The 13,401-nt window shown below is 58.1% G+C and carries 9 protein-coding genes; 5 read left to right on the top strand and 4 right to left on the bottom strand.

Annotated features, from left to right (window positions below):
- The first annotated feature begins 128 nt into the window (after window positions 1-128).
- Window positions 129-1,055, top strand: coding sequence for a phosphoribosylaminoimidazolesuccinocarboxamide synthase (locus tag LPB405_RS05935; RefSeq protein ID WP_219100649.1), 927 nt, complete (start codon window positions 129-131; stop codon window positions 1,053-1,055).
- Between the two features lie 119 nt (window positions 1,056-1,174).
- Here LPB405_RS05935 and LPB405_RS05940 read toward each other — a convergent pair whose 3' ends face one another.
- Both LPB405_RS05940 and LPB405_RS05945 read right to left on the bottom strand, forming a co-directional pair.
- Window positions 1,175-2,038 (bottom strand): FadR/GntR family transcriptional regulator, encoded by an 864-nt coding sequence (locus LPB405_RS05940; protein WP_219100651.1) that lies wholly within the window; start codon window positions 2,036-2,038, stop codon window positions 1,175-1,177.
- Between the two features lie 240 nt (window positions 2,039-2,278).
- Window positions 2,279-3,952, bottom strand: a complete 1,674-nt coding sequence (locus LPB405_RS05945) for an L-lactate permease (RefSeq protein ID WP_219100653.1) — start codon at window positions 3,950-3,952, stop codon at window positions 2,279-2,281.
- 844 nt (window positions 3,953-4,796) lie between these two features.
- Here LPB405_RS05945 and LPB405_RS05950 point away from each other — a divergent pair.
- Genes LPB405_RS05950 through LPB405_RS05960 form a run of 3 tightly spaced genes read left to right on the top strand, consistent with a single transcriptional unit; the run spans window position 4,797 to window position 7,889 of the window.
- Entirely contained in the window at window positions 4,797-5,591 is a 795-nt protein-coding gene (locus LPB405_RS05950) for a (Fe-S)-binding protein (RefSeq protein WP_005504630.1), read from the top strand.
- Between the two features lie 16 nt (window positions 5,592-5,607).
- Window positions 5,608-7,245: a LutB/LldF family L-lactate oxidation iron-sulfur protein gene (locus LPB405_RS05955; RefSeq protein WP_005504631.1), complete on the top strand. Its 1,638-nt coding sequence runs from the start codon at window positions 5,608-5,610 to the stop codon at window positions 7,243-7,245.
- The gene (locus LPB405_RS05960; RefSeq protein WP_219100655.1) at window positions 7,245-7,889 is read left to right on the top strand and encodes a LutC/YkgG family protein; all 645 of its coding nucleotides are present in this window, start codon (window positions 7,245-7,247) and stop codon (window positions 7,887-7,889) included. The genes LPB405_RS05955 and LPB405_RS05960 overlap by 1 nt, the downstream gene beginning before the upstream one ends.
- A gap of 213 nt (window positions 7,890-8,102) precedes the next feature.
- On the opposite strand, the gene LPB405_RS05965 is transcribed toward LPB405_RS05960, so the two are convergent.
- The gene (locus LPB405_RS05965) at window positions 8,103-9,662 is read right to left on the bottom strand and encodes a molybdopterin-dependent oxidoreductase (protein WP_219100657.1); all 1,560 of its coding nucleotides are present in this window, start codon (window positions 9,660-9,662) and stop codon (window positions 8,103-8,105) included.
- A gap of 594 nt (window positions 9,663-10,256) precedes the next feature.
- Complete coding sequence (locus LPB405_RS05970; RefSeq protein ID WP_219100659.1) at window positions 10,257-11,768, bottom strand: cation:proton antiporter; 1,512 nt, start codon at window positions 11,766-11,768, stop codon at window positions 10,257-10,259.
- Between the two features lie 369 nt (window positions 11,769-12,137).
- Between LPB405_RS05970 and LPB405_RS05975 the strand changes: the two genes are divergently transcribed.
- A complete protein-coding gene (locus LPB405_RS05975) occupies window positions 12,138-13,271 on the top strand; it encodes a hypothetical protein (RefSeq protein ID WP_219100661.1) in 1,134 nt (377 codons plus the stop codon).
- The last annotated feature ends 130 nt before the right edge of the window (window positions 13,272-13,401 follow it).

The raw sequence follows: 13,401 nt of genomic DNA on the forward strand, positions 1-13,401 counted from the left end.
CTTCTTTGCCTCAAGATTGTGCTGTATTGGTGACTGCTTGGCACTATCGGGAGCCGTGCTTGTCGCGGTATTGTAATTACACAGACTTTTTGCATCCACATCACACCACCTCATCAGGAGAAATTCTCATGACTTCTCGTTCTAACCCGCTGGAAATCCCGGGCTGGACTCACATTTATTCCGGTAAGGTCCGCGACCTGTACGTTCCGAATGAGGAACGTTTTGACGCTACCGGCTTGACTGTCAATGATGACGCTGAGCTGCGTGCCGGTTCGGTCATGGTTGTTGCCTCGGACCGTATTAGCGCGTTTGACCGTATTCTGCCCACCGAAATCCCGGATAAGGGCAAGATTCTGACTCAGATGTCCCTGTGGTGGTTTGAGCAGCTCAAGCAGGTCCCGAACCACGTGCTGTCCACTGACGTTCCGGATGTTGTGGCTGGTCGCGCGATGATTTGCCGCTCTCTGAATATGTTCCCGGTGGAGTGCATTGTGCGCGGTTACCTGACCGGTTCGGGCCTGGCGGCGTATAACGAGACCGGTGAGATTGCTGGTGTGAAGCTGCCTGCGGGTCTGGTGGATGGTTCCCGCCTGGAGACCCCGATTTTCACTCCGACCGGTAAGGCTGAGGTGGGTGAGCATGATGAGCTGGTGACCCGTGAGGAGCTGTACGCTGAGGTGGGTCAGCCGGTGGGTGAGCGCCTGGAGGAGCTGAGCCTGAGCCTGTACACCACCGCGGAGAAGATTGCTCGCGAGCAGGGTATTATTCTGGCGGATACCAAGATGGAGTTCGGTACCGATTCGTACCGCGGTGAGATCACCCTGGGCGATGAGGTGCTGACCCCGGACTCTTCGCGTTTCTGGGATGCGACCCAGTACGAGCCGGGCCGTGCGCAGCCGAGCTTCGATAAGCAGTATGTGCGTGACTGGCTGCGTTCCCCGGAGGCGGGTTGGGACGGTTCGGATAACGTGCCGCACCTGCCTGAGGAGGTTGTGGAGAAGACTCGTGCCCGTTACGTTGAGGCGTATGAGCGTCTGACCGGCACGAAGTTCTAAACTCAATATTTCGGGCTGAATAAGTCTTTGAGATAGCTAAAGGGCGGTGCCCCCGGAAGGTCATTCTTCCGGGGCACCGCCCTTTAGCTATGTGGGTTTATGAGGTTGAGGGACGAAGCCTAGCCGGCGTGAACGTCTTCGTCGTGTACGTTCTCGTGGCACAAATCCTCGTGCAGAATATCCCGCGCCGGATGCAACCGCGCCCGCTCCTCCGCAGCACGGTCAGACAGCGAATAAAACCACGTAATGTGCTCGCACACCCGCTCATAGGCCGCCTGCTCATCGTGAGAAGCAATCGCCTCAATAATGCCGTAATGCTGCTGCTGCAACGTGCGCTTGACCGCCTCCCAATCCTTCAAGAAAGGAACCGCCTCCTGCACATAACTCATCGTCGCCATGTGCAGAGAGTCAATCACCGTATCAAGCACAATATTGCCGCCAAGCTTCGACAGCTCATAGTGAAAACGCGTATCGCAGAAATGGAAACGCTCATCGCTGATCTGCTCATCCATCTCCGCCAGATGCACGCGCGCCCGCTCCAGCGCTGCTTCACGCTCCGGGGTGTCCGGCGCTGCCGCTGCCGCACGGGCGGCGGGGCCCTCCAACAGCAGGCGGGTTGAGACAACATCCTTCACCGGCAGGCTACGGGTCGCAATGTGCATGCGCAACGCCCAGCTGAGCGCATCCGACGGCTCCGAAATGATAATCGCACCCGACTTCGGGCCCGAACCAGTGCTGGAACGAATCAGACCCAGCGCGTTCAAAACCCTCAAACCCTCACGGACCGAGGGGCGGGAAATGCCGTGTCGTGCGGCAAGCTCACGTTCGGAAGGGAGCTTATCGCCCACACGCAACTCACCCAGGCGTAGGCGCCGCTCAAAGGTCTCCAGGATGATGCTGTAGCTGCGGTCCGCCAGAATCGGCTGGCGCTCAACCGCAGGGGGCGCCTCAGCAGGCTGGGTGTCGTCATGAGAACGAGGCATAGTCTCTCCTGATAACGAGGCTGATAACGAAAAGAAATACCCTGTGTTTGAGCTAAATCAGAGATATTTCGGGCTATTCGTTGAGTGGTCAGGGCATATTGGGTGGTCAGGGCATAAAAAGCGGGGCGGCGATACCGGAAAGGTACGCCGCCCCGCTGTGGCCTCCGGTCAAACCGGGGCGAATGTCCTACTGTTCGTGAAGCGGATGCTTCAGGAACTCTCTAAAACCTGAGCTTCAGATTAGGGAATCATGAAGGACAGCACGTTGGTCTGCAGGAAGACCAGGACGCAGACGAACAGGAGCATAGCGAAGGACCAGGGGAGGACAGCCTTGAGGATGTCGGATTCCTTGCCTTCCATGTCCACGGAGGTAGCAGCAATAGCCAGCGACTGCGGGGAGATCATCTTACCGACCACACCACCGGTGGTGTTAGCAGCCAGCATGAGCTCGGGGGTTGCTCCGTGGATACCTGCGTGCTGCAGGTTCTCAGCAGCAGACACCTGCAGCTTGGCGAACAGTGCGTTCGCACTGGTGTCCGAACCGGTCACAGCGGTACCGATCCAGCCCAGAGCCGGTGCGAGGAACGCGTAGACGGTGCCCAGGCCTGCCAGGAAGGTACCCATAGCAATGGTCTGACCGGAGAAGTTCATGACGTATGCCAGTGCCAGAACCGAAGCAATGGTCAGGATGGACCAACGCATGCGGTAGACAACGGAACCGAACTCGGTGAAGATTGCCGGGAACTTGAAGGCGTAGCGGCCCTTCTCGTTGAAGAAGAAGTAGACGACAGCAACAACCAGACCGGAGATGATCAGCAGGGTGCCGGGGTTGGACATCCACGCGAAGTTGTAGACTGCATCCTTGACGGGCTTGCCGTCAGCGGTGACGAGGCGGGAGCTCAGAGCCTGGATATCAATCTTGATGACGAAGCTCTTCAGCCATGCCTTCAGGCCAGCGTGCAGGTTAGCAACACCGAAGATTGCAACGACGATGACGTAGGGCAGCAGTGCCATCCAGACACGAACGGCGGGCAGAGCTTCCTTCTCTTCAGCCTGTGCGGGCAGACCGTAGCGTTCACGAACGCCTGCGACGCCGCGCGGCTTCCAGAACTGTAGGAAGACAACAGCAACACCCATGGAGACGATGCAAGCAACAACGTCGGTCAGGTTGTATGCGGGGGTAGCAGCGGTGACCCACTGTGCAATTGCGAAGGAGACACCGATAATCAGTGCGGGCAGCCATGCATCCTTCAGACCCTTCATACCGTCAAGGATGACGAGCAGGATGAGCGGAACGAGCATTGCCAGGAACGGAGCCTGGTGACCAACGATGGTTGCGATAACGTGTGGGTCCTTGCCGCCAACGTCAGCTGCGGTGGTGATCGGGACAGCAACTGCGCCGAATGCCACGGGTGCGGTGTTAGCGATCAGAACGGTGACAGCAGCCTTAAGGGGCTTAACGCCCAGGGAGAGAATCATGGTTGCGGTAATTGCAACGGGAGCGCCGAAGCCAGCCAGTGCCTCGAGCAGACCGCCGAAGCAGAATGCGATGAGGATAGCCTGGATGCGCAGGTCGCCGCCGCCGAGGCGGTCGAAGACGCGGCGCAGATCTTCAAAGCGGCCGGAAAGGACGGTGATCTGGTAGAACCAGATGGCTCCCAGAATCACCCAGCAGATGACCAGGCCGTAGATGCCACCGCGGATGGCGCTCAGACCGGCGAGGTCAGCGGGCATGTGGAAGCCCAGGACTGCTACGAGGATAGATGCTGCCAGTGCCACGAGTGCGGACCAGTGAGCGCGTGCCTTGACGCCCAGTAGCATCACGAAGAAGGTGAGGAGGGGAATGGTTGCCACGAGTGCGCTGAGGCCGAGGCTACCTCCCACTGCATTGGTTACAGCGGTATAAGTTTCCACTGGAACTCCTTTGGTTCAGGGTGTGTCTTGTATGTGGTCAGACCATAGATAATTCCGCCGGGGAACGAGTCATTGTTTCCCATACGGGGATGTGGTCAGACCATTGATCGCATGTTTAGAAGAGTACCGGATAGTGCGGCGTTTCACCAAAAGTGACCTGACTCATTTTTGTGGAAGGCGACCGGAACCTGGGCTCGCTTCCAGTGAAACTGCCGAAATATTGCGGTTCTGATAGTTAATTCCAGGTTCTGAAACTCGAATATTTTCAGATACATCACGAGTTGGGTGTATGGGTCATTGGTTTACCCAGGGGAGAGTCTTCATTTGGACGTATATACCCGAAAAGAATGTTGTTTTAAAAAGGAAAAGCCCCATAAAACAACCATAAAATCTTCAGAACGGCGGATTTCTAGGGGGTTTATGGTCCACTTCTGTGTGTTTGATAAATGTTCAATCTGCGAAAAGAATATAGGGGTCTTACGGGGGGTGCATGGGAGATGAGGTCACATGTACCGGAAGGTAGGGAAATATACCTTAAGGTCAGGTCGACCTAACCGGTTATTTAACAAGGAAAGTATGTGCTATTCCAACTAGAGAAAAGCCGCCCAACGGTGTTAAATGGCTAGAAAGATAAAAGACATCACCACGGTTTCTGATCCCACCGCATCCCACCTCCACTTGGGGCGCGCACATTAGCCGGAACCATCCGGCCCAGCTTCCCCGACTCAATACATCTGAGTCGCTTCTTTGGAAGACCGAACTTGTTCGGACTGTGCCCCGCCTGCCCCAGACGCAGGCGGTGAGACCGAGAAACTCTGAACACAGAGGAAAGGACGGACAAGTCATGCGCATTGCACTCTTCTCTACGTGCATCGTTGACGGCATGTACCCCCGCGTAGCACGCGCCACCGTCGAAATTCTTGAGCGCCTGGGCCACGAGGTTGTCTTCCCCCCGAACCAGACCTGCTGCTCTCAGATGCACGTCAACTCCGGTTACTTCGATGACGGTTACGAAGTCATCAAGAACCACGTTGAAGCTTTCGACTCCTGGGACTGGGACGTAGCTGTTGCACCCTCCGGCTCCTGCGTTGCTTCCCTGCGTCACCAGCAGGCAATGGTCGCACGTAGCCGCGGCGACGAAGCGCTGGCTCTGAAGGCAGAGCAGATTGCTTCCCGCACCTTCGAGCTTTCCCAGCTGCTAATCGACATCCTGGGCATCACCAACGCTGCCGAGCAGCTCGGCTCCTACTTCCCCGAGCACGTCACCTACCACAGCTCCTGCCACGGTATGCGTATGCTCGGCCTGGGCACCCGCCAGCAGGACCTGGTCCGCACCGTCGAAGGCATCAAGTACACCCAGCTCGAGGGCATGGACCAGTGCTGCGGCTTCGGTGGTACCTTCTCCTTCAAGAACGCTGACGTCTCCGGCGCAATGGTCAACGACAAGGCAGACAACGTTGAAGCAACCGGTGCTTCCGTCTGCACCGGCGGCGACTGCTCCTGCCTGATGAACATCGGCGGTGCGCTGATGCGTCGCGGCTCGGACGTTCAGACCATCCACTTCGCTGAGATCCTCGCATCCACCAAGGAAAACCCGCTCAAGATTAACTCCGAGCGTGTTGAGCTCTCGATCGGCTAAGGAAAGATAAGACCTCATGACCGCTATTCAGCTTGGTATGCCCAAGGTCGTTCACTACGGCGAGGGCAACATTTTCGAAGAAACCCCCTTCCCCAAGTACGCGAAGGAAGAGCTCAAGAACGAGCAGCTACGCGCCAACCTGCGCTTCGTGACCCACGCGATCCGTAACAAGCGCGCACGCGTCACCGCAGAGGTGCCCGACTGGCAGGACCTGCGTAACACCGGTGAGTCCGTCAAGAACTACGTTCTGGCGAACCTGCCCGAGCTGCTCGAACAGTTCGAGCGTAACTTCACTGCCGCAGGCGGCCACGTGCACTGGGCACGCAACGCCACCGAGGCGAACCAGATTGCTCTGGACCTGATTCGCGAGCAGGGCGTGGACGAAATCATCAAGATTAAGTCCATGGCAACCGCAGAGACCGGCCTGAACGAATTCCTCGAGGAAAATGGCATCAACGCTATTGAGACCGACCTCGCGGAAGAAATCGTCCAGCTCGGCCACGACCGCCCCTCCCACATTCTGGTGCCCGCAATTCACCGCAACCGCCGCGAAATCCGCGACATCTTCCTGCGCGAAATTGAGGGTATTAACCCGGACATCACCGATGAGCCGGCAGAACTGGCAGAGGCATCGCGTAACCGTCTGCGTAACAAGTTCCTGAACACCACCGTGGCAGTCTCCGGCACCAACTTCGGTATTGCTGAGACCGGTACCCTGACCATCGTGGAGTCCGAAGGTAACGGCCGTATGTGCCTGACCCTGCCCGACACCCTCATTACCTTCATGGGTATTGAGAAGATTCTGCCCACCTTCCAGGACTACGAGGCATTCCTGCAGCTGCTGCCCCGTTCCTCCACCGGTGAGCGCATGAACCCCTACACCTCCATGTGGACCGGTGTGACCCCCGGTGACGGCCCGCAGAACATGCACGTCATCCTCATCGACAACGGCCGTACCGCCGTTCTGTCCGACGAGCTGGGTCGCCAGGCACTGCGTTGCATCCGCTGCTCCGCTTGCATGAACGTGTGCCCCGTGTACGAGCGCGCAGGCGGTCACGCCTACGGCTCCACCTACCCGGGCCCCATCGGCGCGATTCTGTCCCCGCAGCTCTCCGGTATCGAGGCTGCAGAGAACAACTCCCTGCCGTACGCATCCTCTCTCTGTGGCGCTTGCTACGAAGTTTGCCCCGTGAAGATTAACTTCCCTGAGGTCCTCGTGCATCTGCGCGCTAAGGATGTTGAGTCCCAGCACGCTGTCCGCGAGTTCGAGGGCAACAAGAAGGCTCCCTTCTCGCAGATGGACGGCATGATGCTTGGTGCGAAGAAGCTCTTCACCTCCGGCAAGATGATGTCGATTGCAGAGCGTGGTCTGCCCATGTCCCGCCTTATCAGCGGCCGCAAGCACAAGATCACCGCTGTTCCCGGTATCGTCAGCGGCTGGACCGCTTACCGCGACATCCCCGAGCCCCCCAAGGAATCTTTCCGCAACTGGTGGAAGAAGGAGAAGGGTCAGGCTCCGGCACGCGATAACGCACAGCGCGTTGACATTCAGGCCCTCATCGAGGCAAACAAGGGTAAGGTCGCTGAGGCGGCAGCAAACGCCAAGGCAGCTATGGACGCCCAGGCAGCCCGTGAAGCTAAGGAGAACAACTAATGTCCTCTGCTAAGGAAGATATCCTCGCACGTATCCGCTCGTCCCTGGCTGACGCACCCGTCGCCCCCGAGCCCGTACGTAACTACCGCCGCGTCAGCGAGCTGAACGAAGAGCAGACCATTGAGATGCTCGTCGACCGCCTCATTGACTACAAGGCAAACGTGTTCCACGCGAACAAGGAGAACATCTCCGAGGTCATCGCAGAGCGCCTGGGTGAAAAGTCCACCTACGTGGTTCCCGAGGGCCTGAACATGGAGTGGCTACCGGCTGACACCGCTGACCGCAAGCGCGTCACCGACTCCGGTAGCACCCTCAAGCCCGGCTGCCTGAGCCTGAAGGAACTGGACGCAGTTGACGCTGTAGTCACCGGTTCGACCGTCTCCTGCGCAGAGACCGGCACGATCTTCTTGAACACCAACCCCGATGAAGGTCGCCGCGCCATTTCCCTGGTGCCTGACCACCACATCTGCGTGGTGCCCCGTTCCACCGTGGTGGAGCTGGTTCCCGAGTCGATCGAGCGTATCACCTACACCCGCCCCGTGACCATGATTTCCGGTCCGTCGGCAACCAGTGATATCGAGCTGATCCGTGTGGAGGGCGTGCACGGCCCCCGTACCCTGGACGTCATCATCTACGACGCCTAAGGTGCAGCGCCAGAAGGCAAACCTCTAAAGAAACCGCCCGAGAGCTAAGGCTCCCGGGCGGTTTCTTTATGCCCTCGCGGCTTCTGCATCTTTCAGAGCTAGAGAGCGGCGGAGAAGATACGCGAACGGTGGCGGGCCCATGTACCCGCCACCGTTCTGTGCTTTATAGGGTGGTGTATCGACGGTTAGCGTCGTAGCGCCCCGTGAGGGTGCTTAGGCGCGTGCGTCGAAGTGCTGCAGACCGGAGTCCTCGCGGCTACCGCCCTGGCCATCGCCAACATCGCGGTAATCCTTGATCCACTCGATCTTCTGAACCCACTTGACCATCTTGTAGCCGTGCATGGAGTCCGCACGCAGACGGAGCGGGCCACCGTACACATCCGGCAGGGGCTTGTCGTTCATGCCCCACGCCAGGATGGTCTCATCTTCCATTGCCATGGAGATGTCCAGGCACTCGTAGTAGGGTTCGGTCGGTCGGCCGTCGTAGGTGTGGCCCACGTGGCCGAAGGAGGTCACCATAACGTAGCGTGCCTCGTCGGTCTTCTCGACCAGTGCGAGAACGTCGCGCAGGCGCACGCCCTCCCACTTGGCGATGCCGGTCCAACCCTGCATGCAGGTGTGCATGGTGATGTTGACTTCCTTGCCCAGCTGCTTGAGCTCGTCAATGCTCAGGGACTTGGATTCCTTCACCAGACCGCCCAGCTCCAGACGGTAGTCAACGAACTCGTGCTCCTTCAGACGGTTCCACTCGGTGCTCTCACGCTCTGTCGGCGGGCGAGTGTTAACCCAGTGGAAGGGCGAAATATCGGCATCGGTGAAGGTCTTCTTCTGCACCTGACGGGAGGTGATACGGTCCAGCAGGACGTTACGAATCGGCTGGGTTAGACCCCAAATGAAGGTCTGGGTGAATCGCAGGTCGCGCAGGGACCAGTACGAAGCAAAGATCCACAGAGCGACGGCAAAGACAATACCGCCAATGAGCATGGTGACTGCCTGAGCGAACTGTGCTGCGTCCACCTCGTTATAGGGCTTGTTCAGCATCATGTGGGCGATGTTGTACTGGGGGTGAACCACGAACACCAGAGCCACGTGAATAACAGTGAATACGCAGTAGAAGGCCATACCCAGGAAGTGGATGGAACGTGCGGTCTGGCGGTTACGGAAGAGGCGCACGTAGCCGGGGAAACGGCCGCAGAATGCCGGGCTCATAATCGGGCCGGTTGCAATCATCAGCGGTGCCACAATGAACACCACGGTGAAGTACATGATCTGCTGCAGAGCGTCGTACGGCTGGAAGTGCTCAATCGAGGGAATCTGGAAGCCAGCGTAAATCTGGATGGATTCCCACGCCTGCGGGATGATGTCCCAGCTGGTCGGGACGATGCGGCGCCACTGGCCGGTCAGGAATAGCAAGGAGACGTAGACGAGACCGTTAGCAATCCAGATAAAAGTAACTAGAGCGTGCCATGCACGGCCGAGACCAATCTGGCCGTTACCGGGTAGGGAGATAAGCGGCGACAGTCGACGCTGGTCGTCGCGGGCAGTGAACTCACCGGGGACAGTCGAAACCTTGTCCTTGGTGAACTTGAGCCACTCGGAACCCGGGGTGCATTGGTTGTTCCAGTACAGACGGGGGTGAGAGGCGAGAACTTCCCAACCTGAACGAATCAGGAAGCCCATCATAATGAAGTTGATGAAGTGCGTAATTCGGAGCCATGACGGGAAGTCTAGCTCTACGCCACCAGTGCTCGCGGTGAGGAGTAGTTGGTGCATGATTTTTCCTTCGGAAATGACTGTGTGTGCAGACAATCGTTAGGATTCAGTGCGAGGCCTTGAGATGTGAGGTTAGAAATAATTACCTTTCTGACCCATATAATCCTCCTCCGTGGTTGGGAGCCGCCGGGGTATCGTCGCGGATACTCCCGAAAGGGGCGCCTCCCGTGTGTGAATGGGGAGGTACACCAGCTCCCGCTGGGGCGGAAGCGGCTCTGTATGTATGTTGGTTTATGTGTGTTTTAGGGAAATACCCTGTGTGCTTTCAATTTTATAGGACAAAGTGTCAGTCGCGAAAGCTAAGACACGTCATCTTCTGTAATATTTGCATAAAAAATCCGAATTTAAGGAAATTTTTTGCCTCCCCCTGATTTATAAGGAGATTCAGATGCAAAAAACTCGCCACACCCTACGATGAGGGCGTGGCGAGTTTTGAGCCTATATGTGGGATGCCTTGTGAAATTGATTAGCGTAGCTACCTGTTATTATGTGGTTTTTATCGGGTAATCCCACATAAAGTCGCTGTGACTGTATGCGGGGCACCTGCTCAAACTAGTTCGTTCCATGAAAGGCCGAACCACCACATAGCCGCAGCTACTTCTGCGCAGCATCGGTATTCTCTACAGAGCCCCTGCGCTTCTTTGCCGCATCCTCAGATGCAGTGCAGGGATCGGCCGAAGCAACCTCAACCTCGGTAGAATCAGATTCAGCCTGAGACTTCAAACGAACCACCGGAATCATACCCGTAGTCAGCTTCGTCTGAGCATTACGCTGAGCCTTCAGAGCATTCATCTGTTCCTTACGGCTCGGCGCCTGCTGAGACGGTCCAGCAGAACCAAACGCCTGACGAATACCCAACGCCCACAGCGGGAACAGTAGAACCGTCAGCGCGCCACCGGCAACCAGCAGCGACGCCGTGGACTCCTCCAGAAGACCCGAACTGGTCGCAACCTCCGTCACCGCCACAATAATCGGCAGACCCGCAGCCGAATACAACGCCAACTGCGCCTTCTGCGCGCGAGTGGTCAACCCCGAACGGGTATCGAAGAAATGCTCCGCCAAAAGCACCGGAACACCACGGCACAGCAGAATACCCACCACCACGGCAAGCAGACCCAAAGGCTTAGCCACCACGGCAGACACATCAATACCCATACCGCTGACCACAAAGAACAGCGGAATCATGAACGTAAAACCAGCCACCTCAAGGCGGCGAGTCATCATATGCAAAGCCGCCGGAGGGGTCAGAGTACGCAGAATCAGACCCGCCGCAAAGGCACCGAGCACCGCATCCAAATCAAAAAGGGCAGTGCACATGATCAGGGTCGCCAGCAGGAACATCGCAAGACGCAAAACCGTCTGACCGGTCGTATTCGCCTCCGCAACCATAATCTGACGCAGACCCGGCACATGCGCAAACAGACGATGCGGAATCAACGCCACAATCACCGCAACCACCATAAACGCCAGCAACACCACAATCGCCATGCCCGGCGAACGCGACGAGAGCAGCAGCGAAATAGCGAAAATCGGCAGAAGCTCACCCACAGCACCGTGCACCAGCACCGCATTACCCACCGGCGTACCGGCAGCACCGTGAGACTTCAACATCGGCAGCAGAGTGCCCAACGCCGTAGAACTCAGCGCCACACCCACCGCAACATACGTATTCAGCTCACGCGAGAACGACGTAATCACCGCCGCACCCGCCATACCCAAGGCAAAGCACACCACCCACGTGGCAATAGCGCTATAACCCTGACGGCTACGCAGCGACGACACGTTAATCTCAAAGCCCGCAATCAAAAAGAGCATGCCCAAGCCCAGCTCCTTCAGTAGCGGGATACCGCCCTCACTGCTGGCAAGGTTGAGCATATTGGGGCCAATCAGCAGACCAAAAATGAGCAGGAAAACCACATCCGGGATCTTCTTACCCGTCAGCCGCGAAAGAATCGGCGACAGCAACGCAACCAACGTAATCCAGAAAATGGACACAAACTGGCCGCTATCGTGGCTCGATCCATCCGACAGAGTCGTACCCGAAGCAAGAAGAGCACCAGAAGTCCCCAAATCCGTCAAGAAAAGCGGGGAAAAAGTCGAAAACATAAAACCTCAACGTGGTGTGTGCAGGTGGGGCGCGTTTGGGACAGTAAAAGGAGCGAAATTATGCTCCCGCGGGGTTGCTCCACCTTTAAGAACGTACCAATGGTACACACCTAACCTCGTGCAACACAACAACACTTGAACAGCACTCACCAATAGGGCAAGAAGCTCCAGCCAGCAGCCGACAGAGAGGCAGTATGAGAGCAAAACCTCCGCGCCACCACCCGAGCAGACACAGCTTCCACCGTTACACTTAACACCTATGCCAGAGCATCCGACACACACCACCGGATGCGGCAGATACCCTGGCAGGGCACACACCACCGGCAGGGTGCACAGACTCTCAAACACGGCACTACAAGGAGCGAGGACATGGCAGCAGGGCGCACTCAACCTATCCCCACCGTCAGCAGCGGGGCACGTGCCGCCTCCCTCGGAGGAACCCGACGCGACCTTGGGCTCGACCTCGCCCGCGCCTTCGCCGTGCTCAGCCTGCTCATCCCCTTCGGATACTGGCTGCAACTAATCCCGGTGTCCTGGACGTTCTGGATCCCGCAGACCCTCGTGCCGGCTGAACCGCTCTTCGCCGCAATCCTGGGCGCAGCCGCCTGGCGGTACGCACGCACCGCAAACTTCCCGCAGCTCTTCGCCGGAACCATCGTGCGATTCCTTGCACTACTACTGCTGGGCGTAGCGCTCATGCAAGGCATCACCTACCTGCCGCAACCGGGCGTCACCGTACCGGCACAGGGCTTCAGTTATTCTCTGCCCTTCGACATGCTCGTGCACCTGGCGCTACTCACCCTGCTGACCCTATTCGTCGTGCACCTGCCCCTCTGGGCAGTCGCAGCGCTTGCGGTGCTCACCAGCCCCTTCATCACCTGGACCTACACCCTGCTCATGGATGTAGCCGCCCAAGCTGATGCGTGGACCGCCGTTCAGCTGCCCTTCCTGGCGAGCCACGGTGTCAACCATGCCCAAAGCGCCCAGCTCATCTGGGTCATGTGCCTGGGCATCGTGCTCGTACGCCTCTACGACAATCTGCAGGCAAAGCTCGCAATCCCCGTCGTACTCGCCGTACTGGCGCTCGCCGTCTACCGCACTTTCAACCCCTACACCGAGCTGGGCGTCCTCAACAGCCCGCAGGTACTACTGACCCTGAATCTGGCGGCAACCCTCTACTTCTGGGCCGAATGCGCGCGCCTGCTCTCCGCACAGGCGGGAATGCTCACCCCCATCGCCCGCCTGGGCCAGATGTCGCTGAGCGCCTCCATTGTGCTGAGCGGAATCATCATCTACGCCGGACCCACCATCAAGGCATTCACCGTCGGCGAGCACTACGTCGCCACCGGAGGCTGGGGAACCGCCGTGTACTGGAGCGCCTTCCTGCTGCTCGGTACCGCAATCGCCCTGGGCTTCTGCACCCTCTGGGCGCGTATGGCGCGCTCCATTGCCGGACGCGGCCCTCTGGAGGCGATTCTCGCCCTCATCTCCGGGCGCGGCTAACCCAATCTGAACTCAATACGAAAGCGACCCCCTTCCTGCGTTCCTGCGCGGGTAGGGGGTCGCCTCTATGTGCTCAACATCTGCAACAGAATCTGCGCCGGAGTCTGCAACAGAAATACTGCGGATACGA

It is taken from the genome of Rothia mucilaginosa (assembly GCF_019334805.1).
Classification (GTDB): Bacteria; Actinomycetota; Actinomycetes; order Actinomycetales; family Micrococcaceae; genus Rothia; species Rothia mucilaginosa_C.